The organism is Rhizobium sp. CG5, assembly GCF_023701945.1.
In the GTDB taxonomy this organism is placed as follows: Bacteria; Pseudomonadota; Alphaproteobacteria; order Rhizobiales; family Rhizobiaceae; genus Allorhizobium.
The window spans coordinates 97240-120966 of sequence record NZ_JABAEF010000018.1; the positions used below are offsets into that span (position 1 = coordinate 97240).

Annotated in this window: 24 protein-coding genes and 2 tRNA genes; 10 read left to right on the plus strand and 16 right to left on the minus strand. The window is 62.6% G+C overall.

The window, feature by feature from the left end; all coding sequences use genetic code 11:
* Positions 1 to 52: 52 nt before the first annotated feature.
* Positions 53 to 373 carry an ArsR/SmtB family transcription factor gene (locus HGO38_RS24350; protein ID WP_250958408.1) on the minus strand — a complete coding sequence of 107 codons (321 nt, stop codon included), beginning with the start codon at positions 371 to 373 and terminating at the stop codon, positions 53 to 55.
* 153 nt (positions 374 to 526) lie between these two features.
* Positions 527 to 603 (minus strand) — tRNA-Pro (locus tag HGO38_RS24355).
* A 324-nt stretch (positions 604 to 927) separates the two neighbouring features.
* Here HGO38_RS24355 and HGO38_RS24360 point away from each other — a divergent pair.
* Positions 928 to 1332 carry a hypothetical protein gene (locus tag HGO38_RS24360; RefSeq protein WP_250958409.1) on the plus strand — a complete coding sequence of 135 codons (405 nt, stop codon included), beginning with the start codon at positions 928 to 930 and terminating at the stop codon, positions 1330 to 1332.
* A 334-nt stretch (positions 1333 to 1666) separates the two neighbouring features.
* Here HGO38_RS24360 and HGO38_RS24365 read toward each other — a convergent pair whose 3' ends face one another.
* Both HGO38_RS24365 and HGO38_RS24370 read right to left on the minus strand, forming a co-directional pair.
* Positions 1667 to 2632, minus strand: coding sequence for a flagellin N-terminal helical domain-containing protein (locus HGO38_RS24365; RefSeq protein ID WP_250958410.1), 966 nt, complete (start codon positions 2630 to 2632; stop codon positions 1667 to 1669).
* A 346-nt stretch (positions 2633 to 2978) separates the two neighbouring features.
* Positions 2979 to 3632, minus strand: coding sequence for a glutathione S-transferase (locus tag HGO38_RS24370; protein ID WP_250958411.1), 654 nt, complete (start codon positions 3630 to 3632; stop codon positions 2979 to 2981).
* A 122-nt stretch (positions 3633 to 3754) separates the two neighbouring features.
* Between HGO38_RS24370 and HGO38_RS24375 the strand changes: the two genes are divergently transcribed.
* The gene (locus tag HGO38_RS24375) at positions 3755 to 4969 is read left to right on the plus strand and encodes a polyhydroxyalkanoate depolymerase (protein WP_250958412.1); all 1215 of its coding nucleotides are present in this window, start codon (positions 3755 to 3757) and stop codon (positions 4967 to 4969) included.
* 34 nt (positions 4970 to 5003) lie between these two features.
* Here HGO38_RS24375 and HGO38_RS24380 read toward each other — a convergent pair whose 3' ends face one another.
* Positions 5004 to 6053 carry a D-alanyl-D-alanine carboxypeptidase family protein gene (locus tag HGO38_RS24380; RefSeq protein ID WP_250958413.1) on the minus strand — a complete coding sequence of 350 codons (1050 nt, stop codon included), beginning with the start codon at positions 6051 to 6053 and terminating at the stop codon, positions 5004 to 5006.
* 385 nt (positions 6054 to 6438) lie between these two features.
* Here HGO38_RS24380 and HGO38_RS24385 point away from each other — a divergent pair, with 385 nt between their 5' ends.
* Entirely contained in the window at positions 6439 to 6888 is a 450-nt protein-coding gene (locus tag HGO38_RS24385) for a hypothetical protein (RefSeq protein ID WP_250958414.1), read from the plus strand.
* A gap of 14 nt (positions 6889 to 6902) precedes the next feature.
* Here the strand turns inward: HGO38_RS24385 and HGO38_RS24390 are convergent, their stop codons facing one another.
* Both HGO38_RS24390 and HGO38_RS24395 read right to left on the minus strand, forming a co-directional pair.
* Positions 6903 to 7250, minus strand: coding sequence for a hypothetical protein (locus HGO38_RS24390; RefSeq protein WP_250958415.1), 348 nt, complete (start codon positions 7248 to 7250; stop codon positions 6903 to 6905).
* A gap of 427 nt (positions 7251 to 7677) precedes the next feature.
* Positions 7678 to 7751: transfer RNA gene (locus tag HGO38_RS24395), tRNA-Gln, on the minus strand.
* A gap of 258 nt (positions 7752 to 8009) precedes the next feature.
* Between HGO38_RS24395 and HGO38_RS24400 the strand changes: the two genes are divergently transcribed.
* Together HGO38_RS24400 and HGO38_RS24405 are read left to right on the plus strand one after the other, a co-directional pair.
* The gene (locus HGO38_RS24400; RefSeq protein ID WP_250958416.1) at positions 8010 to 8306 is read left to right on the plus strand and encodes a cupin domain-containing protein; all 297 of its coding nucleotides are present in this window, start codon (positions 8010 to 8012) and stop codon (positions 8304 to 8306) included.
* The gene (locus tag HGO38_RS24405; protein WP_250958417.1) at positions 8303 to 9229 is read left to right on the plus strand and encodes an MBL fold metallo-hydrolase; all 927 of its coding nucleotides are present in this window, start codon (positions 8303 to 8305) and stop codon (positions 9227 to 9229) included. Before HGO38_RS24400 ends, HGO38_RS24405 begins: the two co-directional genes overlap by 4 nt.
* 5 nt (positions 9230 to 9234) lie before the next feature.
* Here HGO38_RS24405 and HGO38_RS24410 read toward each other — a convergent pair whose 3' ends face one another.
* The 3 genes from HGO38_RS24410 to HGO38_RS24420 all read right to left on the minus strand — a co-directional run bounded on the left by HGO38_RS24410 (position 9235) and on the right by HGO38_RS24420 (position 11816).
* Entirely contained in the window at positions 9235 to 10146 is a 912-nt protein-coding gene (locus HGO38_RS24410; RefSeq protein ID WP_250958418.1) for a DUF1499 domain-containing protein, read from the minus strand.
* 147 nt (positions 10147 to 10293) lie between these two features.
* Positions 10294 to 11193 carry a hypothetical protein gene (locus HGO38_RS24415; protein ID WP_250958419.1) on the minus strand — a complete coding sequence of 300 codons (900 nt, stop codon included), beginning with the start codon at positions 11191 to 11193 and terminating at the stop codon, positions 10294 to 10296.
* Entirely contained in the window at positions 11190 to 11816 is a 627-nt protein-coding gene (locus HGO38_RS24420; RefSeq protein WP_250958420.1) for a HupE/UreJ family protein, read from the minus strand. The genes HGO38_RS24415 and HGO38_RS24420 overlap by 4 nt, the downstream gene beginning before the upstream one ends.
* Before the next feature lie 123 nt (positions 11817 to 11939).
* Between HGO38_RS24420 and HGO38_RS24425 the strand changes: the two genes are divergently transcribed.
* From HGO38_RS24425 to HGO38_RS24440, 4 genes are all read left to right on the plus strand, one after another.
* Positions 11940 to 12266 (plus strand): hypothetical protein, encoded by a 327-nt coding sequence (locus tag HGO38_RS24425; RefSeq protein WP_250958421.1) that lies wholly within the window; start codon positions 11940 to 11942, stop codon positions 12264 to 12266.
* 317 nt (positions 12267 to 12583) lie between these two features.
* On the plus strand, positions 12584 to 12814 hold the full coding sequence (locus tag HGO38_RS24430) for a hypothetical protein (protein ID WP_250958422.1): 231 nt from the start codon (positions 12584 to 12586) through the stop codon (positions 12812 to 12814).
* Between the two features lie 297 nt (positions 12815 to 13111).
* Positions 13112 to 14341 carry a hypothetical protein gene (locus HGO38_RS24435; protein ID WP_250958423.1) on the plus strand — a complete coding sequence of 410 codons (1230 nt, stop codon included), beginning with the start codon at positions 13112 to 13114 and terminating at the stop codon, positions 14339 to 14341.
* Positions 14341 to 14802 (plus strand): hypothetical protein, encoded by a 462-nt coding sequence (locus HGO38_RS24440; RefSeq protein ID WP_250958424.1) that lies wholly within the window; start codon positions 14341 to 14343, stop codon positions 14800 to 14802. The genes HGO38_RS24435 and HGO38_RS24440 overlap by 1 nt, the downstream gene beginning before the upstream one ends.
* A gap of 58 nt (positions 14803 to 14860) precedes the next feature.
* Here the strand turns inward: HGO38_RS24440 and ppdK are convergent, their stop codons facing one another.
* A complete protein-coding gene (ppdK, locus tag HGO38_RS24445; RefSeq protein WP_250958425.1) occupies positions 14861 to 17536 on the minus strand; it encodes a pyruvate, phosphate dikinase in 2676 nt (891 codons plus the stop codon).
* Positions 17537 to 17674: 138 nt separating this feature from the next.
* Entirely contained in the window at positions 17675 to 18604 is a 930-nt protein-coding gene (locus tag HGO38_RS24450) for a LysR family transcriptional regulator (protein ID WP_250958426.1), read from the minus strand.
* A gap of 107 nt (positions 18605 to 18711) precedes the next feature.
* Between HGO38_RS24450 and HGO38_RS24455 the strand changes: the two genes are divergently transcribed.
* A complete protein-coding gene (locus HGO38_RS24455; RefSeq protein WP_250958427.1) occupies positions 18712 to 18969 on the plus strand; it encodes a DUF1127 domain-containing protein in 258 nt (85 codons plus the stop codon).
* A 39-nt stretch (positions 18970 to 19008) separates the two neighbouring features.
* Here the strand turns inward: HGO38_RS24455 and HGO38_RS24460 are convergent, their stop codons facing one another.
* From HGO38_RS24460 to smc, 4 genes are all read right to left on the minus strand, one after another.
* Entirely contained in the window at positions 19009 to 19425 is a 417-nt protein-coding gene (locus HGO38_RS24460) for an Ivy family c-type lysozyme inhibitor (protein WP_250958428.1), read from the minus strand.
* Complete coding sequence (locus HGO38_RS24465; RefSeq protein ID WP_250958429.1) at positions 19422 to 19799, minus strand: helix-turn-helix domain-containing protein; 378 nt, start codon at positions 19797 to 19799, stop codon at positions 19422 to 19424. Before HGO38_RS24465 ends, HGO38_RS24460 begins: the two co-directional genes overlap by 4 nt.
* An 11-nt stretch (positions 19800 to 19810) precedes the next feature.
* Positions 19811 to 20125, minus strand: coding sequence for a type II toxin-antitoxin system HigB family toxin (locus HGO38_RS24470; protein ID WP_250958430.1), 315 nt, complete (start codon positions 20123 to 20125; stop codon positions 19811 to 19813).
* A 70-nt stretch (positions 20126 to 20195) separates the two neighbouring features.
* A complete protein-coding gene (gene smc / locus HGO38_RS24475; RefSeq protein WP_250958431.1) occupies positions 20196 to 23663 on the minus strand; it encodes a chromosome segregation protein SMC in 3468 nt (1155 codons plus the stop codon).
* Between the last annotated feature and the right edge of the window lie 64 nt (positions 23664 to 23727).

The window sequence follows — 23727 nt, forward strand, 5'->3', positions numbered from 1 at the left end:
TCATTCTCCTTCCATAATTCCGGTTTTATCGAATTATCAGGTCAAAAAAATATCAGGCGTCGGCCTCGACCGGGCTCTCCGTGCAACGGCCATCGGCGCAGCATTCGTCTGCGAGATAGCCGATCAGCGCTGTCATGGCGGTATAATTGGCGCGGCAGATCAGCGTCGTGCCCTGACGCTCCTGGGTCACCAGGCCGGCATCCACAAGTTTCCGGCAATGGTGTGAGAGCGTCGAGGCGGGGATGTCGAGCTTCTGCTGCAGGGCGCCGACCGGCAGGCCGTCGAAGCCGGCGCGCACCAGCGCCCGATACAGCCGCAGCCGCGTCGGATTGCCAAGGGATTCCATCTGGGATGCCGCTATTTCGAGTTTCATGGAAATAGGCGTATCGATGAAAACGGGAGACGTCAAGGCTATTTCGATGATTGTCGAAATAGAATGCGGGCGGGCTAAGGCCATAGCCACGCGGCGGAACGGATCCGCTCGAGATAGGCCGGAAAAGGGGTAAAAGATCGGGAGTTTTTCAGCTGGTCGGAGTGGAGTGATTCGAACACTCGACCCCCACGTCCCGAACGTGGTGCGCTACCAGACTGCGCTACACTCCGTGACCAGCGGCGCCTCTATAGACCAGCGTTTTTTGTTGCACAAGCGCTGATTTGAAAAAACCTGAAGGCCGGTGCAAAAACTGCGGCAGCCCAAGGCCCTGGCGGGTGGCGGGCCGTGCCCATGCCCTCCCCTTAAGCCGGTGCAAAGCCGGGTCTTCGGCCCGGCAGCGTGGCTGCAACGCATCAGCGTGGAAAATTTGCGGAAATCGCGCGGAGCGTGATTTCACAATCGCGCATTTGCGGATAAGGACATGCCGATGGAAAGCGTCAAGGCTCGGGGGCGCGGCGAGGCTTTTCCAGCACAAGATCTGAGGGACAGAACAGATGAATTTCCGCATGCTCACCCTGGCCGGCCTGGGGCTGGCCCTTGCCGGCTGTACCACGACCGGACCGGCCAAGAACGCCGTCGAAGCCCGCTGGAACGGCCAGCCGGCCGGCGCCTTCTTCGCAAAATTCGGCCCGCCGATCAATGACAGCACGGCTGGCGGCGCGACGGTCTATACCTGGCGCGGCGGCTACAAGACCCGCGCCGTGCCGGCGACCTATGAGGAATTGCCGAACGGCAAGAAGGGCGCCATGCTGACCCGGGCCCGCACCGAATACCTGCGCTGCGAAGTGCAGCTGACCGTGTCGCCGGACTACAATATCCGCAGCATCCGCACGGTGATCGACAAGCCCGGCCAGGCCGGTGGCCCGAGCTATTGCGAAGAGTTCCTGGGCGGCGCGTAAGCGCTTTGTAAGCTGCCCCATGGCTGGAGCTTTGGGGCTGACTTTTCCGGTCGGATGCGGGGCAAATAATCGACGGCAGAGCGAGGATACCCCCCACTGCCCTGCCGGGCATCTCCCCCACATGGGGGGAGACCGGACTGCCGAACTGTTCCTGCCCTGATTGCTGGCCGTTGACTGATGCAAACGGTGGCGGCCGGATCGATCTCCCCCCATGTGGGGGAGATGGCTGGCAAGCCAGAGGTGGGGTACCGCGGGTCGAAGCGGATCTATCCTTTTGCCCTGGTCCCAGACGCTGGCGCCCTGCCCGGCTTTACCCCGTTTCGCCTCAGTCGATCTACCGCAGCAGCGAGATCAGCGGTTCGGTGCTGGCATTGGCGATGGCCAGGGCCTGGACGCCGAGCTGTTCCTTGGTTTCAATGGCGCGCAGGCGGGTTGATTCCAGATCCATATCGGCATCGACCATCTTGCCGACGCCGTAGTGGATGGAATCCTGCAGGTCCATCACGAAACCGTTCTGCAATTCGACCCGCATGGACAAAGCGCCGAGCGTCGTGCCGACATCGATGGTGCGTTGCGCCATGGCATCGACGACGCTGATCATTTCCTCGATCTCGGTATCCGTCACGGTGTCGTTGAGCACCATCTCGTCGTAAGTCGGGCCATCTTCGCTGTTGAACATCACCCAGTTCTTGGTCGTGCCCAGTTCGCTTGCAAAGCCGGAGCCGGTCAGGATGCCGCTATCGCCGCTGACGTCGTCGATCAGGAAATTGACCTCCGAGGTTCCGGCCGTGCCGGCCACCTCGTATTCGACATTGGTCACCGTCACGCCGCCATCGGAATCGCGGCGGAACGAGCCGACCAGCTGCTTGGGCTCATCGTCGGCGACATCGGTGCGCCACAGCCAGTTCTGGCCGGAAAAGGTCGAGGCATGGGTGATGGTCTTCAGCTGTTCCTTCAGCTCGACGAGCTCGGTATTGATCTTGTCGCGGTCGACGCCGGGCTCGCGGGCCAGCACCATGCGCTGCTTGATCTCCTGCATGACATCGACAGCGCTCTCCACCCCGTTGCTGGCGGTGTCGACGACGGCGCCGGCCATGCCAAGCGCATCCTCGACCGCCGAGAGCGCCTTGTTGTCGGAGCGCATGGTCGTGGCGATCGACCAGTAGGCGGCGTCATCCGAGGCCTGCGAGACGCGGTAGCCGGTGATCACCCGCGACTGGGTCTGGTTCCGGCCATCCACCGTGGCCCTCAATACATCAAGCGCGCCTATAGCTGCGCTATTGGTGTTTATACTCACCATGGAATTCACTCATTCAGTACGAAAACCGGAAATGGAAATACGACCGCCCAATTCGTAACAGTTATTCTATTTTCTGGGCTCAAAGCACGAGACTTAATGCCTGAACAGTATTTTTATACATCTGTTAAGGTTAAAAAATGCCTTATAAACGAGATTAATATTCCGTAAACGGGGCATTTACTGAAATTTTATATTAGTGAAGAAAGGAAAAACAGCAGCGGGCAAGGTTTCGCCTGGCGGTTGCCCGGGCGCGCGCGGCGGCGTCTGCGAGGACTGCCGCGCATGACAAAAGATCAGGACGTTGCCGAATGGGCTGGCGTAACGCCGATGCCCCTGCTCAGGGGGGTCAGAATTCCACCTCGAGCTCGATGATCTCGTCGGGTTCGGCCTTGGCGCCTTCGGTCCACTCCACCATCAGGGGCCAGGCGAAGACGGTGTCGCAATAGGCGGAGAGTGTCGGATCCAGATCGACCGAATAGGTGCGGAAGCGGCTGCAGACCGGCGCATACATGGCATCGGCGACGGTGGGCGTCTTGCCGAACAGCCATGGCCCGCCGCTTTGCTCCAGACACTCGGTCCAGATCGCCTTGATGCGCTCGACATCCGGGCGGGCGCCGGAAAACATCTTGAACCGCGGGTGGACGGTCTTCAGGTTCATCGGCAATGCGGAGCGCATGTTATAAAAGCCGGAATGCATTTCGCCCGACACCGAGCGGCAATGGGCGCGGGTTGCCTGGTCGGCCGGCCAGAGACCGGCCTTGGGCGTGATCTCGTGCAGATATTCGGCGATCGCCAGCGTATCCCAGACCGTCACGCCTTCATGGGTCAGGCGCGGCACCAGCACGGAGGGCGACAGCAACAGCAGCTCCTGGCGGGCACCGTCGTCGAGATCGACCATGACTTCCTTGAAGTCGAGACCGGCCATTCGGCACAATAGCCAGCCGCGCAGCGACCAGGAGGAGTAGTTCTTGGAGGAAAGGGTCAGTGTCGCATGGGCCATGGCCGTGAAGATCCTTATCGGACAATGTTATACATTCCCTCACAATCTTCTCGCATAGTGGACCTTGTTGCACTAGCATTTTTTGCAGTGCGGCAATTCTGCGGTGACGGGGTCCCTTGCTCATGCTCTATCAAACCTACCAGTTCCACGACGACCTGATGGCGCCGATGCGCGACATGGCGCGGCGACTGCAGGCTTTTACCGGCCTGTCGTTCTTTGAACCGGTGGAGACGATGTCGCGCTATTTCGGCGCGGCGATGGAGCTGGTGTCGCGCTTCGAGATCATCCATACCGGTCCGGAGTTTGCGATCACCTCGGTGATGATCGGCAATCGCGACGCGCCCGTAACGATCGAGACCACGCTGGACCTGCCGTTCGGCAAGCTGCTGCATTTTGCCGTCGATGTCGATACGCCGCGCCCCAGGGTGCTGGTGGTGGCGCCGCTGTCCGGACATTTTGCGACGCTGTTGCGCGGCACGGTGCAGACGCTTTTGCGCGATCACGACGTCTATGTGACGGACTGGGTCAATGCCCGCGATGTGCCGCTGTCGGCCGGGCGGTTCGGCGTCGACGAATATGTCGACTATATCATCCGCTTTCTGGAGGAGATCGGCCCCGGCGCCCATGTGCTGGCGGTCTGTCAGCCGTGCGTGCAGACGCTGGCCGCCGTCGCCGTGATGTCGGAGCAGCAGCATCCGGCCACGCCGCGCACCATGACCCTGATGGCCGGGCCGATCGATCCGCGCGAAAGCCCGACCAAGGTCAACGAACTCGCCGTGTCCAAACCGCTGTCGTGGTTCGAGACCTCGCTGATCAGCGAGGTGCCGGCGCGCTTTGAGGGTGCCGGCCGGCGGGTCTATCCGGGCTTCCTGCAGCTGGTCGCCTTCATGGCGATGAACATGGACCGCCACCAGGAGCAGCATCGCAAGCTGTTCGAGCATCTGGCCAAGGGTGAGACGGACAAGGCCGACAAGATCAAGACCTTCTATGACGAGTATTTCGCCGTGCTCGACATGACGGAGGAATTCTACATCGAGACGATCGACCGGGTGTTCCAGAAGGCGGAGCTGGCCACCGGCGATTTCACCCATCACGGCCGCAAGGTCGATCCCGCCCATATCCGCAAGACCGCGCTGCTGACCGTTGAGGGCGGCCGCGACGATATCTGCGCACTCGGCCAGACCTCCTCGGCCCACGAACTGTGTCGGTCGCTGCGTCCGCACCTGAAGCGCCACCATCTGCAGGCCAATGTCGGCCATTACGGCGTGTTCAACGGCCGCCGCTGGGAGGCGGAGATCTATCCGGTGGTGCGCAACATGATTTTAGCGATGGAATAGGGTTTCGTCGGTAGAAGCTTAGCGGGCGCACAGCTCACGACGGGCGCGGCGTCGGGATCGGCACATCGGCGGCAGTCTCATTAAGCCAGGTACTGATCGCGTGGATATGGCCGGGGATCTCGTCGCGCAGATAGGTTTCGCGGCCCGGCAGTCCCATCGGATAAAGCGCTTCCCGCTCGGCCTCATAGGCGGCGCTCTGGTCCGTGCAGAGCCGGATGCGCATATCCTCGGGCGTCCTGTCGGGGTGATTTTGCAGATCGTCGACACGGCCCGCCGGCGTCAGGCGGCCCTCGAAGGCCTGGGTCAGATAAAACGCCGATCGTTCATTGCGTTCCCGCTCCGTGGTCGCCCCCAGAACGACCACCATGACGCGCTTGCCCTGCCGGGCGGCAAGGCCGACATAGTTTCGTCCCGAAGCGCATAAAAAACCGGTCTTCATGCCGATCGTGCCGGCGAAACGGGTCAGCAAGGCATTGTTGGATTTGATCTCCTTGCCGTCGATCGTCACGGCAGAGCCGGCAAAGAAACGCTGAAAATCCGGAAAGCGGCGATCGACCTCCAAGCCGAGCACGGCCAGATCCCGCGCCGTCGTCACGGTGGCGCGGTCGAACAGGCCGTTCGGAGAGGAAAAATGGGTGGCCGTCATGCCAAGGCTGGACGCTGCGGCATTCATGCGCTGAACAAAGGTCTTTTCATCGCCGGCAACGGCTTCGGCCAGCGCGACCGCGACATCATTGGCCGAGGCGGTGAGCGTGGCGAACAGCGCATCTTCCAGCGTCATGGTCCGCCCGAAGGTGAGGCCCGATTCCAGAAAAGCCTGTTTCATCGCATTGCGCGTCATCATAACAGGCGTGGTGAGGGTGACCTGACCGGCCCGCAACGCTTCGAACACCACAAAGGCCGTCATCAGCTTGGCCGTCGAGGCCGGATACCACGGCACGCCGGCCTCCTCCTGATAGAGAACCTGGCGGCTTGCGGTATCGACCACCAGCACAGGCGTGGCATGGGCCGGCAGCGCCATGACAAGCGATGCGATTAACATCCACGCATTGCGTGACCGCCCGGCCGATGGTGTTCTGCGCATACGCCAGTCTCCTGGAAAAGATGTTTGAATGCCACGATGCGCTGGTGAGGCACAAGGGCTTCATCGGTGTGAGCGGAACGCAATAGGCGAGCGGGGGTTCCAGAGGGTGGAATGGGTTATGTGGGCACTATGGTGTGCTCAAGGGTCGGCGCTGGGGGCGACCGAGATCTATCCGGTGGTGCGGACTATGATTCTGGCGAGGGAGTAGGTTTTTTTGGGGGTGAGGAAGGTGCAGCGGTCTTTACAATGTCCGCCGAGCGAGCGGCATTGGGACCATTAAATAGCAATCCCCAAAATACTCGCAGAGAACGCTTGGGGCGTAAATTATTAGTTGTTAATTTATGTCGAATTTTGCCAAATATTACGGCAGGTCAAGGAGGTCGAAATGGGAACCCGCGAACGAGTCATCAATGTGTTGCGGCTTGTTGAGCCGATCGTGGCTTCAGAGCTTAAGCAGAGTTTTGATTTCACCAAAAAGATATCTGACTTCGTCGGGATGATTGTCAGAATGGGAATTCTACTCGCTCTCATTAACGTGATCTATGCGTCTGTCCCGCAAAGAGGGCAAGAAGCTACATACTACTTTTCGATGTTATTTTTCATCGTTATCTACTGCTTGTTTTGGATTTCGATTTTCAGGGTCGTTTCCGATCTCGTCGACACAATAATTAGTGCTTGGATGGGAACGGAGTTTAAATCCAACGTCAGAGATTTTTGGCCCGCCGCTCGAAATGGACGAGTCAGAGTCGTTGTTGCGAACGGATTGTCACTCATACTGTTGGTGTTGCTGCACTCGGGTATGGAGTATGGTGTGAGCGCCTATATCAATAGATAGGAATAGGCCATTCGTTAGCTGGCCCTGACTAATTTCTTCGCATCGAGTATGTGCGTATGCGGCCAAGATACGCCTAGCGTGAACTCAATACGGCTGACGTTCGATGCCTCCCGCTCATGAGTTCCAGACCCGCCAAGCTTTACAGAAAAAACCTCAAGACCGGCTTCCGCCCCGCCTTGCGTCTTCGTCCCGACCGAAACAGCCACGTCAAACTTGATCGTGTCAATTTCCATCACTTCAGGATCATGAATCTTAGGATTTATGAAGCCTTGCTTTTCTCTGGCTTTGCGCTCTTCAATCGTTTCTTGAACGGCATCCATCACGTCATTGAGCGCCGCTTTGACGAAGGATTTCAGGTCCATCTTGGTTACATCCCCGTTGCAATGACAGAGACCACCTGTTGGCCTAGATGGTCAAAATCTGTGATATTCGGACCCGCCTGGCTATCAAAACCCTAAACCGCGCAATGCGCACAGCTGGCCTCGTCAATGAACTTATGTTCGGGACCGCAACTGAAGGAATTCAGAACCCAGTATGATATGAATAGGAGCTGTTTATGTGGGTGCAGAGGGGATCGTATTCATCACGCCTCATATACAAACGGGGACGCGTAGCCGCATCCCCGGAATATTGATGCACGGTCAACCTTGTCCCGAATGGCGGGAGTATCGCGTGGGGTTCTAATAGATCCAAATATACGTGTGGAATTCCGAATGTCAAAAAGAAAATGACATGAAACCAATGCCTATAATCGAACAAAATCGCCGTTCTGGATTGACCATTGAAGCGTGGCTGGGGCGCCAGGGATCGAACCTGGGGTGCCGGTACCAAAAACCAGTGCCTTACCGCTTGGCTACGCCCCACCGTGACGGGCCTTGAGAAGATATGCTTTCCAAGCCCGGTGCGGGCCTGATTAGCAAAAGCCGGGACGGGCGGCAATCACTTCCTTGGCGATTTTTGTGGAATTATCGCAGGCTCGGCCGGTCGCTACACGGGTCCGGGGGGCTTGAGCATGCGCGGTGGCGGCGCCGAGGCTCACACGCGGCGATTTTCCGCTTTACGGCGGCGCGTCGGGGCTCGATAAACGGGTGTTGTCTTTCGCACTGCACAGGAGCCTGCTTATGCCCGGTTATTCCGCCCGTCCGCCCGCCATCTCCACCCTGCTGCTCGACGACCAGATGGTGCGGATCACCCGCTGGGATTTCGAGCCGGGGGCGGCGACCGGCCATCATGTGCATGGCATGGGCTATGTCGTGGTGCCGATGACCGATTGCCATTTCCTGATCGAGGATGCCGCCGGCGAGCGGCGCGTCACCAGCAAGGCCGGCGAGGTCTATCGCCGCGATGCCGGCGTCGAGCACAATGTGGTCAATGGCGGCGACCAGCCGATGGCCTTCATCGAGATCGAATATAAATGAGCGAGGCGGGCGAGCCGAAGAGCCCGGACTTCGACCTGGCCTTCGAGCCCTCCTATGGCGAGCCGGTGCCGGTGGCGCCGGGGGTGCAGCGCGTGACCGTCAACAACCCCTCGCCGTTCACCTTCCACGGCACCAACAGCTATATCGTCGGGACGCGCTCGGTCTGCGTGATCGATCCGGGCCCCGACAGCGACGCGCATTTTGAGGCTCTGATGGCAGCGCTCGAAGGCCGCGAGGTGACCCATATCGCCGTCAGCCATACCCACAAGGACCATTCGCCGCTGGCCCGCCGGCTGAAGGCGGCAACCGGTGCGACGATCGTTGCCGAAGGCCCGCACCGGGCGGCGCGGGCCCTGCATGCGGGCGAGGTCAATCCATTCGGCGAAAGCTCCGACCTCGCGTTCCAGCCGGATATCGCGCTTTTGGAGGGCGACCGGATCGAGGGCGACGGCTGGGTTCTCGAAACGATTTTGACCCCCGGCCATACCGCCAACCATGCGGCCTTTGCGCTGGAAAACACCGGCGTGGTCTTTTCGGCCGACCACGTGATGGCCTGGGCGACCTCGATCGTCGCGCCGCCGGACGGGGCGATGGGTGATTACATGGCCTCGCTGGATCGATTGCTTAGCCGCGACGACCGGATCTATTTCCCCGGCCATGGCGGCCCGGTGCGCCAGCCCCAGAGTTTTCTTAGGGGTCTGCGCACCCATCGGCGCATGCGCGAGCGGGCCGTGCTGGAGCGCATCCGGGGCGGCGACCGGCTGATCCCCGACATGGTGGCGGCGATCTATCGCGACACAGATCCGCGCCTGCATGGCGCCGCCGCCCTCTCCGTTCTGGCGCATCTGGAGGATCTGGTGGAAAAGGGGCTGGTTCAAACCGACGGCCCGGCCCGGCTGACCGGGGTTTTTATGGTGGCGTGACGCCGTCAATCCGCTGATATTCCGAGCAGTTCGGCGTCGAGCGCGTGCAGATAGGCCTCGGCGATGGCGGCGGACAGGCCGAGATCGTGCGGGCCGTAGCGGCTGGCAACGCGGATGTCGACCAGCGTGGTTTCCGCCTCCTCGCGCAGGCGGATCATGATGTCGAAGCTGAGGCCGAGCAGCAGGGTGCGGGTTTCGGCCTGGATGCGCACCGTGCCCGGCGGCTCCGTCTCCCCCGCGCTTTGCGACGGTTCTGGCAGGGGGCGCGGTAGTGGCACGGGCACCACCTGCGGCAGGCCGCCGGCCAGGCCCGGCTCGGCCTCCTCTTGCCTCTGCGGCAGGAATTCCGGCAGGGCATATTCCTTGCCGCGGCTGGTCCTGATGACAAACCCGCTGGTCTTCGCCACTTTCAAGACCGCCTCGTAGACCCGATCCAGCGCGCCCTCGTAGCGCCGGCCGGTGAGGCCCGGATAGGCGATCAGCTGCGCTTCGCGGTCCGCCGGCGTGACCACCGCCGGGCGCGGCAGCAGGCGCTGCGGCGCGGATGGCGCGTCGATCCAGGCCGGGGCATCGATCAGGTCGGTCGAGACGTCATAGAGCAGCGGCCGCGTCATATAACGTTCCGCACCGAGCGCAACCACAGCCAGCGGCAAAGCGGCAAACAGCAAGGCCTTGACGGCGGCGACGCCGCCGAGCGCCCCGACCTGCCAGAGCCTGACGAGACCAATCAGGGCCAGCGGCACGGCAAGGGCTGCGAGCACCGCGGCAAACAGCACCAGGGCGACCGCATCCGGGGTTGCCAATTGCCCGAAGCGATGCAGCAGGAAGACCACGACCAGCATGACCAGCGCGACGAAGCCGAGCCGTTCGGCAATGCTTGCGGCGTGGGAGACGGGACGGACATAGCGGATGGTCATCGGGCGGGTACCGGGGTCTGTGGCTTAAGGTCTGCAAGCGGCTTCAGGCGCCGGTTTCGATAGCCGGTCTGCGTGATCCCCTGTCTACTGCATTCTTGGCCAAACCGGAATCGATTTCCGGCTGCGATCGCGAGCCCCCTTCCCGCTTTACATCTCCGGTTCGTCTTCCGGCAGGACCAGCGGCACCTGCTCGCCGTTCGGCAGGATCATCAGCGGCTCGCCCGTGGCCGGCAGCGGCGGCGCATCGGCCTGTTTCATCGGCAGGTAGAGCGAGACCATGACGATCACGCCGATGACGACAAGCCAGCTGCCGACGATGCGCAGCGGAATGGTGAGCCAGGGCCCGCGGAACTGGCGCAGCAGGAAGGCCGGCGCCAGGATAACCCAGAGCGCTTCCGCGACGGCGCCGAAGGCAAAGCGGACAATGCCGACGCCGAGATCGTCAAGCCCGATGAACAGCGCGAAGGAAAAGCCGACCAGGCCGGCCGAAACCGTGACCGCCCGCTGCCGCCAGCGGCCCGGCAGCCAGAGCGAGGCGCCGGTCAGGATCACCGCCGAGGGCGCCACCAGAAACAGGTTGTCGCCGAGCGGGGTCAAAAGGATCAGCGCAAACAGGCTGTCGAAGAACATGAGCATGACGGCCAAGACGCCCAGAAAGGTGAGCACGATGGCGCGGAACTGCCGCATGGTCTCGGCGATGGCGGCGGCCACCGACAGGCCGAGCATGGCCAGCACCAGATCGTAGACCGAGAGCGTGAACAGGCCGCCCAGCTCCAGAAAACCGTAGTCATGGGGAATGGCCTGGGAAAAAGCAAAAAGGACAAAGCCGAGCGCCAGAAACCCGCCCGCCGCCCTGAAGCGACGGGTGCGCACGATCACCCGCCAGTCCGGCCGGCCCGCTGGCGTCAGAGGCACCACATCCGGCGCCACGGCGGCGGGGACGGCGGGCAACGGGATGGCGGCGGCTGTCGGCTGCGGCCTCGCCTTGGCGGTCTGGCGGGCCGGATTGCCGGTTTTTCTGGCCTTGCGGGCGGGTTTTTTGGTCATCGGATCAGGTAATAGAGGCCGCAGAGCACGATCGCCCCGCCCAGCGCCCGCGTCAGCTTGCCGTCATAAAACCGGCCGAGCACCAGGCCGAGGCCGACGCCGGCGACGTGGATCAGGCCGGTTGCGACGACAAAGCCGACGGCATAGGCGGCCGGGTCGGCGGCCAGCGGCAGTTCCTGGCCATGGGCATAACCGTGGAAGATGGCGAAGAAGGCGATGATCACCAGCGCCACCGCCTCGCCGGCTTTCCAGGCCGCGGCTATGGCGCCACCCAGCACGATGATCGACAGGGCAATGCCGAGTTCCATATAGGGAATGGGGAACATCTCGGTCATGCCGACGATGCCGCCGAGGCACATGATCATCGGGAAGGTGGCCGGCAGCGACCAGACGGCGCGGCCGCCCATCTGCGCGCCCCACAGGCCGACCGCCAGCATGGCGAGGAAATGATCGAAGCCGAGCAGCGGATGTTCAAAGCCCGAGCCGAAACCGCCCATCGGCCCGCCGAGGATATGCGCCTCGGCCGGCGCGGCTGCGGTAAGGATCAGGAGTGCGGCGGCAAGCGCCGCACGGGCTGCTGGCCGTGGATGTGCCCTGAAGACCGGAAGAGAAAAAAACACCATAGCCGCGACACTTTCGCCAAATCACCTGTTGCTCACGGCTATTCCACAAACAGGGCGATTTGTCATCATCGCGGCGCGGCGCTAAACTGCCGGCACAGTTGTTCTTCCAGGAATGAGATCACCATGCAGCGCCTGATGATGCTGAGCGCGGTGACGCGCATGCCCCGCCACGAAGCGACCACCCTCGTCTTCGACACCCTGAACCGGCTCGGCGGCTGGGTGGATGACGTACACATGTATTCCAACATCATGAACACCATCCGTTTCACCCTGCCCGGCGAGGCCCTGCCGGCGCTGGTCGCCGCCCTTGCCGACAGCCACATCGCCATCGACCAGGACGGCCTGCCGACCGCCTGCCCGCCCGACAAGGACCTCTCCGGATCGCTGCAGATCACCTTCATCCATAACGAACCGGACTTGCGCCGCGCCATCCCGGCCGTGCCCGGCTGATTTGGGGCCGTTCGGTTTTCCCGGCCTTTGCGATTGCGGCAGATCCTCCACCCCGGAGCTTCGCTTCGCAGAAGCCGCTCGCCTCTTTCTATAGCCGAATCGACTTGCCTGAAGTGTTGTCAGAGAATTGAGCCTGCGGGGCCAGCCACCCTGCCGATCTCCCCCGTGTGGGGAGGGTTTGGGAGGGGACTGGTTTCCTATGCGATTCCCTTGCCATGCCGCCCCTGCCCGGTTGACGCGGGACCGTTTCCGGCACAGTAGGGGCACACGAAATCTATGGGCCCGGCGCCCAGCCAACAACAACAGGACTGAACCCCATGAGCGAACCGACCGTGGCCGAGGCAACGACCCGCATCTATCAATCCCTGCAGGCCGACAATGCCGACCTCGACACCCATATCGCCACCCTCAAGGCAGCGCTGGCCCGCGAAGGCCAGAAAGAGGCGATCTTCGACCCGGCGAAACTGGCGCAGAACAACCGGCCGGGCCGGAAATTGATGCAGGCGTATTTTCGCCAGCGGGGAGTGAAGGTGGTGTTTGAGGGGTGAGTGGGGACATTGTGATCGAGAGATTTTCCAGCCATGCAGGGCGTTGGTGGCGGTGACGTTATCGGGCAAGCCGTCTGTGAAGCCGTTCTAACGGCGCTGCGGCCACCCATCCGTCGAGAGTTTTCCGAGCCGTCAGTTGAATGCATCGCCGGCTAACAACAAGAGTACTTCGTTGCCAGGCAGCACCGGTACGTGCGCAGTGTGAAGGCAATTTCTGCCGCAACAGCCAGCGAAATCTATTCACATATGCAACGGAAGCGTGCATCATAGCAGTACCCTCTTGGGCGGAGCTGTGCGGTGGCAAATAGAACCTCAGTTATTCTTGGAACACTTGGATTCACTGCCGCGCTGGCGCTTGCAGCACTAAGTCAAGAACCGCAGGCAACCCAAACAAAAGGATATTATTGCCGCCATTCTGAGATGGAATTTTTCAACCGATACTTCATAAATGAAGAAACAGGCCAGGATGGCTTTTTCGTCTTTGAGATTGACTGTCTTGGCACCACGATCGACGTTCAGGGAGGAAAAATCACCGAGACTAAGCCGCCGACTTGGCGGTGGCTCGACGAGGATGGGCAATCTTGGACCGCGACGATAAAGGAAGAACAGATCTTCGGCATTGCCTACGAGAGGGCTTCGGTCATACTTGAGCTACCCTCAGGTGCCACCCAACAATTTTTCTCAACATCAAATGTGTTCTATCGAAAAGACGATCCGTCTTGCGTTTCCAGACACGGCGACGCCCCATTTGTTACGGGGTTCATTGAAGTTGAGTTTCCCGTATCTCTTCGAAGAGAGGTGGTCGAACTTCTGATGAAAAACGGGTGGGCGGCGCAGATCTGGGACGAAACTAAGAATGAATGGGTAGTTGATAACGCGCTCATATTTGCGGATGAAAGCTGTCAGAACGGAACCTGCGCCGTTGGCGTTGATACTGGTCCAGGAATGGAGTTTCAGGCGATGACAGAACTCCATGGTCTCGGACCTGAAGTATGCGCTAACCGGATTGGAGATGGTGCCGGAGCGCCTCCGGTCCATATAGCCGGACTGGAGCTCCACACTCTAATTCCGGGTGGCGAGTATCACCCTGGGGGAGTGCAAAAGCAGGTTGAGGATCTGCTGGTGACAAAACTTTTTGGGCAGGGCGTCACGTCATCGGAACTTCGTCAGTTTGGACGGGGTCATAGCTATGTCACGACAGCGCTTGGCCCCGGACGCGCGCTCCAACTCAATCACGGAACAGGCTATTGGTATAAGGCCGATATAAACATCTCAATTGGGATTAACACGCACTCAGACAATCTTGGTGAAGTTGTTGAGTTAACTGTGCTCGACATGTTTGAGATCCGTGCGCCAGAGGACCTGGAGACACTTCCTGAAGGGTTGGTTCGCGCGGGTAGACGACTAGAATACTTGGATAGCAACGGCCAACCAGGTCGCGACTTCGAGACGCTCAGTGTTTGGTCCAATCTAATTGCCAACCGGGCGGCAGAGGTGCTCGGCGGCTACGTGGAGGGCAATTTCTAATGCGGCACGATAGTATCAAGGGAATGGTCGCGACAGTGCTTGTTGCTGGCCATATCACTGCAATCATATTAGTATTTACCCATCTCCACGCTTATCTTGCCTCGACCGCAGAAAAGCTAGAGATCGTCTTAATTCTATCGCCACTTACTGGGCTTTTCGCTCTCGCTGCGGTGAAACACGTGATGCGGAATCCCGAGATTAAAGCAGCTTCGCGGCGGGTGAGTTCGAGCTATGCAGCGATTTCAGTGGGTATACCTGTTGTCTTCGTTGGATTCGTTATCTACGCAATCGTTGCGTACCCTTTCGGGATTGCTGAAGACCCGCAGAGCTTGAGGATGGCCCTTGCTGCAGTCGAGGTAGCTCTTGGCGCCATGCTCGGGGCTATCGTGGAATCGCTATTCGATACGAATCTAAAGGAGCTCAAAAAGGAGGTGAAGACCTCCGAACGTGAGATCTTATAGGACCATACATACCGCCTTGCCGACCAGCCACGGTGCGCGCTTCGGGGAAGCGGCTGCTTTAGATCTCCCCCCGCCCCGCCTTGATGGCCGCCTGCGCCGCCGACAGTCTTGCGATCGGTACGCGAAACGGCGAGCACGACACGTAATCCAGCCCGACATCCTCGCAAAAATGGATCGAGGCCGGGTCGCCGCCGTGTTCGCCGCAGATGCCGAGTTTCATGTCGGGTCTTGTGCGGCGGCCGCGTTCGGCGGCGATGCGGATCAGTTCGCCGACGCCGTCGAAATCGAGCGAGATGAAGGGGTCGTGCTCGATGATGCCTTTTCTCTGGTAGGTCGGGATGAAGGCCGAGGCGTCGTCGCGGGAAATGCCAAAGGTCGTCTGGGTCAGGTCGTTGGTGCCGAAGGAGAAGAATTCGGCGGCCTCTGCGATCACATGGGCGCGAAGGGCGGCGCGCGGCAGCTCGATCATCGTGCCGACCAGATAGTCGATCTCAAGGCCGGCCTCGGTCATCACGTCGCGGGCGATGCGGTCGATCGAGGCTTTGACATAGTCGAGCTCGGAGCGCAGGCCGACCAGCGGCACCATGATTTCCGGCACGACAGGCGCGCCGGTGTCGCGGGCGGCGGTGACGGCGGCCTCGAAAATGGCGCGGGCCTGCATTTCGGCGATTTCCGGATAGGAGATCGCCAGCCGGCAGCCGCGATGGCCGAGCATGGGGTTGAACTCGTGCAGGGCATCGACCCTTTGGCGCAGCAGCTGCGGCTCCATCTGCATGGCGGCGGCGACTTCGGCGATTTCCTCGTCGGTCTTCGGCAGGAATTCGTGCAGCGGCGGATCGAGCAGGCGGATGGTCACCGGCAGGCCGTGCATGATGGTGAACAGTTCGGTGAAATCGGAGCGCTGCATGGGGAGCAGCTTGGCGAGCGCTGCCCGCCGGCCGGCCTCGTCTTCGGCGAGAATCATCTCGCGCATGTCCTGGATGCGCTCGCCCTCGAAGAACATATGCTCGGTGCGGCAAAGGCCGATGCCTTCGGCGCCGAACGAGCGCGCGGCGCGGGCATCGGCGGGCGTATCGGCATTGGTGCGCACGGTCATGCGGCGGGCCTTGTCGGCCCAGACCATCAATTGCGCGAAATCGCCCGACAGTTCCGGCTGCAGCATCGGCACGGCACCGCGCAACACCTGGCCGGACGAGCCGTCGATGGTGATGATGTCGCCCTTCTTCAGGCTGACGCCCATACCGAGCAGCAGCTCGTTGCGGAGATCCACCCGCATGGTGCCGGCGCCGGAGACGCAGGGGATGCCCATGCCACGGGCGACCACCGCCGCATGGCTGGTCATGCCGCCGCGGGTGGTCAAAATGCCTTCGGCGGCATGCATGCCGTGAATGTCTTCCGGGCTGGTCTCAACCCGCACCAGGATGACCTTGCGGCCCTCTTCTTCGGCAATGACGGCCTCTTCCGAGGTGAAGACGATTTCGCCGGTCGCCGCCCCCGGCGAGGCCGGCAGGCCGGAGCCGATGATGTCGCGGGTGACGCGCGGGTCGATGGTCGGGTGCAGCAGCTGGTCGAGCGAGGAGGGCTCGATGCGGGTGACCGCCTCATGTTCGGTGATCAGCCCTTCGGCGACCATGTCGACGGCGATCTTCATCGCCGCCTTGGTGGTGCGCTTGCCGGAACGGGCCTGCAGCATCCACAGCCGGCCGCGCTCGATGGTGAATTCCAGATCCTGCATGTCGCGGTAATGGGCCTCCAGCCGGTCACAGATGCGGCCGAACTCGGCAAAGGCGTCGGGCATGACCTTTTGCAGCGACGGCTTGTCGGAGCCGCTTTCGAGCCGTGCGGCCTCGGTGATCGATTGCGGCGTGCGGATGCCGGCGACCACGTCCTCGCCCTGCGCATTGACCAGGAATTCGCCGTAGAGCGCCTTTTCGCCGGTCGAGGGATTGCGGGTGAAGGCGACGCCGGTCGCCGATGTCGAGCCGAGATTGCCGAATACCATGGCCTGGACGGTGACCGCCGTGCCCCATTCGGCGGGAATGGCATGCAGGTGGCGATAGGTGACGGCGCGCGGGTTCATCCAGCTGGCAAAGACCGCGCCGATCGCCCCCCAGAGCTGCACGAAGGGATCCTGCGGAAAGGCTTCGCCCAGCTCCGCCTCGATCATCTCCTTGTAGAGTTCCGTGACATGCTGCCATTCGCCGGCGGTCATTTCGGTGTCGAGCTCGTGGCCGCAGCGGGCCTTTTCGTCCTCGAGGATTTCCTCGAACATTTCGTGGTCGAGGCCCATGACGACATCGCCATACATCTGGATGAAGCGGCGATAACTGTCCCAAGCAAAGCGCGCATCGCCGGAGGTGTGGCCCAGCGCCTGCACGGTTTTGTCGTTGAGGCCGAGGTTCAGCACCGTGTCCATCATGCCGGGCATCGAGGTGCGGGCGCCGGAGCGCACCGAGAGCAGCAGCGGATTTTCCTGATCGCCGAAGGCGCGGCCGGCAATGGCCTCGATGCCCTTCAGGCCGTCCAGCACCTGCGCCTTCATGTCTTCCGACAGGCTGCGGCCATTGTCATAATAAAAGCTGCAGGCATCGGTGACGATGGTCAGCCCCGGCGGCACCGGCAGGCCAAGGCTTGCCATCTCCGCCAGATTGGCGCCCTTGCCGCCCAGATGCTCGCGATCGCCCGCACGCCCTTCGGCTTTGCCGTCGCCGAACGTGTAGACCCACTTCGTCATGCCCTTTTCTCCACCCAATCAGGCCTTTGCACTAGGATTACTGCAATTGTGACGGATTGGAAACGTTCACCGACAAAGTTTATGCTGCATTGCATCATAATTGCGGCGAAGGGTTAAAAAGGCGGGGGAAAGCATCCGTCAGCCAGGATCACGGCTGGCACGCGCAGGGACATGACCACTGGACGGCAGGCGCGCATTGTCCCGCAGCCATTCCAGAAAGATGCGGGCATTTCTAGACAGCCGGCCCTCGCGCGTTTCGTGGGGGCGGACGTAGAAGCCGTCGCGAAAGGTCAGGAAACCGGCCGGCGCGACCAGGGCGCCCGAGGCAAGCTCGTCCTCCACCAGGAAGCGCGGTGCGATGGCAGCGCCCATGCCCATGCGGGCCGCCTCGAAGACCAGATAGGAATGGTCATAGCTGGTCACCCGGTCGGCGCGGAAACGGTGGCCGGAGAGGCGCTGCCAATTGTCCCAGACGATTTCGGCGCCGCGCCGGTCGATGCGGGTCGCGCAGTCCAGCGTGGCGCCATCCCAGCTGTGGCGGTGGGCTGGGCCGAGAACCGGGCCGATTTCCACGTCGCCCAGCGGCACGGCAAAAGGATCGTCTTGCATTGGCGACAGCAGGCGGTCCCAGGACATCAGCAGATCGGGCGGCGGATCCAGTTCGCGGCTGCCCATCGGGCCGGCGAGGCGAATGACGATGTCGATCTCGGGCCAGTCGACATTGAAGCGCGACACGGTCGGAATAAACCAGACGCGGGCGAAGGTGGCGCTGACGGCGATCGAGACAGGGGCGTCGCTGCTGGGACGCTTGAGCGCGCCATAGCCGCTGCGCAGATCGTCGAAGGATCGGATCACCGTCCGGGCGAAGCTCTTGCCATCGGCCGTCAGCTCCAGCCCGGTGCCCTGTTTGCGAAACAGTTCGACGCCGGCGTGGTCCTGCAGGTGATGCAGCTGCTTGCTGACGGCGCTGTGGGTGCGCCCGAGCAGGCGGGCGGCCGCCGTCACCGAACCGGTTCGGTAGAGCGCGTCAAAGGCAATCAGCGAGGCGAGCGGCGGCAGCTGTTCCATGGATCGACCCTATGTCACTTTTATTCACAGGTTCCGTTCTTATTATTCAATTTTTTCTTTCAGCAATAGGCGTAATCTTCCAACATCTCAAGTCAGGAGAAACGCCCATGACCGTCCGCCTTCGCACCGACAGCCGGATCCTCGGCACGGCAGACCTCAAGGCCCGGCTGCATGTCAGCAGACATCCAAAACCCACCCCGCTGGCGCGGCTGGTGGCCATGCTTGGGCTCTGCTGGCGGCGCCACCGCGAGCGCCAGCGCATGCAGCGCGATCTGCCTGGTTTCACCGACGAGATGCTGAGAGATTTCGGACTGACCCGGGCGCAGGCGGAAGAGCAGGCAAGCCGGCCGTTCTGGCGGGCGTGAGTTTTGGCGCGCAGGCGAAAGGCGGCGGCACTGAAGCGCTTAGCGTCGCAGCGCCGCCAATTCCGCCACCGAGGGATCGCCGAACAGGGTTTCGCCAAGCCCCTCGTCCACCACCCGCGCCACAGCCCGTTTGCCATCGGCCGAATACAGCACCCAGATCCGGCTTGCCTCGCAGCGTCCCGGCTGGCAGGCCCTGAAACGTTGCATCGCCTGCCCGGCAATGTCGAAACGCTCCGAGGCCAGCGCCACATAGCGCGGCTGGCTGACCATATTGCGCACCCAGGACGGCAACCCGCGCCGGCCCTTCAGCAGCGCGGTGAGGCTGTCGCGATGCGGCTCTGACGTGGCGATGACGTCGGCGAGGAAATTGCCGGACAGCGGCTCGGCAGCGATTGAGGGGATGGGGAATGTGAGGAGGAGGGCGAGGAGGAGGAGAATGGGGGCTGCCCGCCTCACGCCGCGAGATCTCCGATCAAGGCCGCTGGCGGAATGTGCCAGGCGCGGCTGATCTTCTTGATCTGCTCCAGATTAATCTCGCGGCGGCCGTTCAGCAGATCGGCGACGCGGGCTTTCGAACCGATGATCTCGATCAGATCGGCGCGCGTGTAGTTGTTGGCGGCCATGACAGACTTCAAGACCTCGATGGGCGCGGCGCGCGGGATCGGATAATGGCGGTTTTTATAGTCTTCGATGAGCAGGACCAGAGCATCGAAATGCGCGGCTTCAAACGTGCCCTCCTCCGGCTCGTTGTCAAAATACGGCCGTACGGCCTGCAGGGCTGCCTGATATTCGGCTTTATCGGCCAGAGTGCGAACCGACTGGATATCCATCATGGTCTCCCTCAAAGCTTTGCCACATCGATTGCATCATAATCGGAATGGGTGCCGACAAACAGGATGAAGACCCGCTTGGTGCGAAAGCCGATCAACGCCACGATGCGATACTTGTTGCCACCGACGTCAAAGACGATTTTGCCATTGGCGACATAGTCCGCGGAATTGAACGTTCTCTTCACATCCGCGAAATTATCCCAATCGGCACCAAGCGTCGTCGTATGCCACTCGATCATCGCAGCCTTGGCTGCCGCCTGACTGCTTTTCGGCAGGCGGTTGCAGAACTCCAGCAAAGCCGATCGAGCGATCACGCGCATAGCCATTCATAGCAGGTTTCCAATCTGGAAACAAGTATCGCGTTCCCATATTGGAAACATCCCTCCACCCGAGTGACTAGACCACATCCCGCTCGCGCAGCTGCTCCGCCGTCTGCAGGTCGACAGAGACCAGTTGGCTGACGCCCTGTTCGGCCATGGTGACGCCGAACAGGCGGTTCATGCGGGCCATGGTGATGGGGTTGTGGGTGATGATGACGAAGCGGGTCTCGGTGGAGGCGGCCATTTCGTCCATCAGGTTGCAATAGCGCTCGACATTGTGGTCGTCGAGCGGTGCATCCACCTCGTCGAGCACGCAGATCGGTGCCGGATTGGTGAGGAAGACCGCGAAGATCAGCGCCATGGCGGTCAGCGCCTGCTCGCCGCCCGACAGCAGCGTCATGGTCTGCGGCTTCTTGCCCGGCGGGCGGGCGAGGATTTCGAGGCCGGCCTCCAGCGGGTCGTCGCTTTCGATCAGCTGCAGCTCGGCCGTGCCGCCGTTGAACAGGTGGGTGAACAGCCGCTGGAACTGCACGTTGACGATGTCGAAGGCGGCCAGCAGCCGCTCGCGGCCCTCGCGGTTGAGGCTCTGGATGGCGCCGCGCAGCTTGCGGATGGCGTCGATCACGTCGTCGCGCTCCTTGATCAGGGCGGCCAGCTTGTCGGACAGTTCCTTCTGCTCTTCCTCGGCGCGCAGGTTGACGGCGCCGAGGCGCTCGCGCTCCATCCTCAGCCGGTCGAGCTCGCGCTCGACCTCGCGCAGGTCCGGCATGGCGTCATCGGCTTTTAAGCCCGTCAGCCGGAAGGCCTCGTGCGGCGGCACCGACAGGGCGTCCTGGATGCGCGCCTCGCCTTCCTTGCGGCGATCGCGGGCCGACATTAGCCGCTCCTCGGCGCGGCCACGCTGTTCGCGGCATTCGGCCAGGGCCGACAGGGCGGCGGCGGCCTTCTGGTCGGCGTCGCGCTGGCGGGTTTCGGCCTCCGCCAGCCGGTCGGCGGCAGCGCGCCGGGCGGCTTCGGCCTTTTCCAGCTCACTCATCAGCGCGCGGCGCTTTTCCTCGAATTCGTCGGGCGCCATTTCGAGGTCCATGACCTCGTCGCGGGCCTCCGCCTCGCGGTCGCGTAAGGTGGCGATATGCTCCTCGGCGCTCTTGGCGCGGGCCGCCCAGGTGCTGCGCTCCTGGCGGATGGCCAGGATGCGACGGTTGCGCTGGTCGTTTTCGCGGGCAAGCCCTTCGTGGCGGGCACGCGCCTCGGCCACCAGGCCGCGGCCGGTCGCCACCTCCATCTGCTGCTCGCGCAGCCGCCGGTCGAGATCGCTGACATCGGGGGCTTCTTCGAGCGCGATCGCCGCATCCTCGGCTTGCGCTGCTGCCTCCTCGATCTGCGCCTGCAGGCCGTTCAGGGCCTCCTCGACCACGTCGCGGCGGCGCAGCAGCTCGCCCGACGCCCGCTCAGCCGCCGACAGCGCGTCGCGGGCCTCGGCCAGCTGGCGGGCGGCAAGCCGCTGGCGATCGCGCGCCTCGGCCAGCCGCTTTTCCTCGCCGGTAATCGCTTCAAGAGCCGCAGCGCGGCGCTCGTCGGCCTCGAGTGCCTGGCTTTTCGCCTCGTCGATCTCCTCGCCAAGCTCGGCAAGCCGGTTCTTCTGCGCCAGTCTCAGGGCCGCCGCACTCGGCGCTTCCGAGCCGGTGACATGGCCATCCCAGCGGTAGACCGCCCCTTCGCGGGTGACCAACTGCTGGCCGGGCGCCAATTGCCGCATCAGGTGCTCGGCTTCAGACGGATCGACAATGCCGATCTGTTTCAGGCGCCGGGAAAGGGCTGGCGGTGCGGTGACATGGCCGATCAGCGCCACGGCGCCGGCCGGCAGCGACGGGTCGTCGGTGCCGGTCCCTATGCCGCTCCAGTAAGCCGGGGCGCGTGGATCGGTCGGGCTTTCCAGATCGTCGCCAAGGGCGGCTCCGACGGCCGTCTCGAAACCGCGATCGACGCGCAGCTCTTCGGCAACGGGTGAAAATTCGCCCGATGTGCCCGACGAGGACAGAATTTTGGCGATCGTCCGGGCTTCGGTTTCAAGGGATGCCACCCTGGCGCGGGCGGCCTCCAGGGGCGCGCGGGCCAGGCTCTCGAAGCGGCGGGCTTCGGCAAGCGTCGTCTCGATGTCGCCGGCGGCGGTTTCGCAATCTTCCAGGGCGATTTCGGCCGCCTCGACCATGTCGCGCTTCTCATCCGGATCGGCCAGGCTGGCCAGCCGGCCGGCGATCTGTTCGAGCTCGCGGCCGGCCTCTTCGGCCTGGCGGGTCAGCCGGCCGCGGCGCTCCGAGAGGTCGGCAATGGCGCGTTCCAGCTGGTTGCGGCCGGCCGAGGCCTCGGCGCGTTCGGCGGTCAGCGCGGCAAACAGCCGTTCGCTTTCGGCCAGCGTCTCGGCGGCGATCTCGAAGGCGTCGCGCAAGTCTTCCGCCGTGCGGCCGGAATCGGCCAGCGCTTCCTCGATCTCGGCCTCTTCGGCGCTCAAGCGGTCGAGGATGCTGGCATTGTCGGCGACCAGCCGTTCCTCGCGGCGAATGTCCTCGTCGAGCTGGGCCAGACGCCGGGTCAGCTCGTCGCGGCGCTTCATCAGCCGGCCGGCATCTTCCTCCAGCTGGGTTCGGGCGATCTGCAGGCGCTGCAGGGCCGCCGCGGCGCGGGCTTCCTCCTCGCGCAGCTCCGGCATTTTCAGGCTGGAGATCGCCTGGTTCTTGGCGGCCTCCATCTGCGCCTGGGCGCGCTCTGCCACCAGCGCAGTCGCCTGGTTGAGCGCGCTTTCGGCCTCGCCCTCGGCCTCTTTTGCCTGCACCCAGCGGATATGCAGCAGCATGGCGTCGCGGGCGCGGATATCGGCCGACAGCATCTTGAAACGGTTGGCCTGGCGGGCCTGGCGCTTCAGGCTGTCGATCTGGCTTTCGAGCTGGGTGGTAATGTCTTCGAGCCGCTCCAGATTACCCTCGGCGGCGCGCAGGCGCAGCTCGGCCTCGTGGCGGCGGGAATGCAGGCCGGAAATGCCGGCGGCCTCTTCCAGCAATTGCCGGCGCGCCTGGGGCTTGGCCTGGATCAGCTCGCCGATACGGCCCTGGCCGACCATGGAGGGCGAGCGGGCGCCGGTCGAGGCATCGGCAAACAGCAGCTGCACATCCTTGGCGCGCGCTTCCTTGCCGTTGATGCGATAGACCGACCCGTTTTCGCGCTCGATGCGGCGCGTCACCTGGATCTCGTCCTGGTCGTTGAAGGCGGCAGGCGCGGTGCGGTCGGAATTGTCGAGAAAGAGGCCGACTTCGGCGCTGTTGCGGGCCGGGCGGTGGCCGGAGCCGGAAAAGATCACGTCGTCCATGCCGGAGGCGCGCATGTTCTTGTAGGAATTCTCGCCCATCACCCAGCGCAGCGCTTCGACCAGATTGGACTTGCCGCAGCCGTTCGGCCCGACAACGCCGGTCAGGCCGCGCTCGATGATGAATTCGGTGGGCTCGACGAAGGACTTGAAGCCGAGCACGCGCAGGCGGTTGAATTTCATCGGTCCACCCTCCCCTTGAGGGGGAGGGTCGGAGCAAAGCTCCGGGGTGGGGTGATCGCCCGGA

Excerpts from the sequence above, each read along its gene's own strand:
- HGO38_RS24350 (WP_250958408.1), bottom strand. The coding sequence starts at position 373 with ATGAAACTCGAAATAGCGGCATCCCAGATGGAATCCCTTGGCAATCCG.
- HGO38_RS24360 (WP_250958409.1), top strand. The coding sequence starts at position 928 with ATGAATTTCCGCATGCTCACCCTGGCCGGCCTGGGGCTGGCCCTTGCC.
- HGO38_RS24365 (WP_250958410.1), bottom strand. The coding sequence starts at position 2,632 with ATGGTGAGTATAAACACCAATAGCGCAGCTATAGGCGCGCTTGATGTA.
- HGO38_RS24370 (WP_250958411.1), bottom strand. The coding sequence starts at position 3,632 with ATGGCCCATGCGACACTGACCCTTTCCTCCAAGAACTACTCCTCCTGG.
- HGO38_RS24375 (WP_250958412.1), top strand. The coding sequence starts at position 3,755 with ATGCTCTATCAAACCTACCAGTTCCACGACGACCTGATGGCGCCGATG.
- HGO38_RS24380 (WP_250958413.1), bottom strand. The coding sequence starts at position 6,053 with ATGCGCAGAACACCATCGGCCGGGCGGTCACGCAATGCGTGGATGTTA.
- HGO38_RS24385 (WP_250958414.1), top strand. The coding sequence starts at position 6,439 with ATGGGAACCCGCGAACGAGTCATCAATGTGTTGCGGCTTGTTGAGCCG.
- HGO38_RS24390 (WP_250958415.1), bottom strand. The coding sequence starts at position 7,250 with ATGGACCTGAAATCCTTCGTCAAAGCGGCGCTCAATGACGTGATGGAT.
- HGO38_RS24400 (WP_250958416.1), top strand. The coding sequence starts at position 8,010 with ATGCCCGGTTATTCCGCCCGTCCGCCCGCCATCTCCACCCTGCTGCTC.
- HGO38_RS24405 (WP_250958417.1), top strand. The coding sequence starts at position 8,303 with ATGAGCGAGGCGGGCGAGCCGAAGAGCCCGGACTTCGACCTGGCCTTC.
- HGO38_RS24410 (WP_250958418.1), bottom strand. The coding sequence starts at position 10,146 with ATGACCATCCGCTATGTCCGTCCCGTCTCCCACGCCGCAAGCATTGCC.
- HGO38_RS24415 (WP_250958419.1), bottom strand. The coding sequence starts at position 11,193 with ATGACCAAAAAACCCGCCCGCAAGGCCAGAAAAACCGGCAATCCGGCC.
- HGO38_RS24420 (WP_250958420.1), bottom strand. The coding sequence starts at position 11,816 with ATGGTGTTTTTTTCTCTTCCGGTCTTCAGGGCACATCCACGGCCAGCA.
- HGO38_RS24425 (WP_250958421.1), top strand. The coding sequence starts at position 11,940 with ATGCAGCGCCTGATGATGCTGAGCGCGGTGACGCGCATGCCCCGCCAC.
- HGO38_RS24430 (WP_250958422.1), top strand. The coding sequence starts at position 12,584 with ATGAGCGAACCGACCGTGGCCGAGGCAACGACCCGCATCTATCAATCC.
- HGO38_RS24440 (WP_250958424.1), top strand. The coding sequence starts at position 14,341 with ATGCGGCACGATAGTATCAAGGGAATGGTCGCGACAGTGCTTGTTGCT.
- ppdK (WP_250958425.1), bottom strand. The coding sequence starts at position 17,536 with ATGACGAAGTGGGTCTACACGTTCGGCGACGGCAAAGCCGAAGGGCGT.
- HGO38_RS24450 (WP_250958426.1), bottom strand. The coding sequence starts at position 18,604 with ATGGAACAGCTGCCGCCGCTCGCCTCGCTGATTGCCTTTGACGCGCTC.
- HGO38_RS24455 (WP_250958427.1), top strand. The coding sequence starts at position 18,712 with ATGACCGTCCGCCTTCGCACCGACAGCCGGATCCTCGGCACGGCAGAC.
- HGO38_RS24465 (WP_250958429.1), bottom strand. The coding sequence starts at position 19,799 with ATGGATATCCAGTCGGTTCGCACTCTGGCCGATAAAGCCGAATATCAG.
- HGO38_RS24470 (WP_250958430.1), bottom strand. The coding sequence starts at position 20,125 with ATGGCTATGCGCGTGATCGCTCGATCGGCTTTGCTGGAGTTCTGCAAC.
- smc (WP_250958431.1), bottom strand. The coding sequence starts at position 23,663 with ATGAAATTCAACCGCCTGCGCGTGCTCGGCTTCAAGTCCTTCGTCGAG.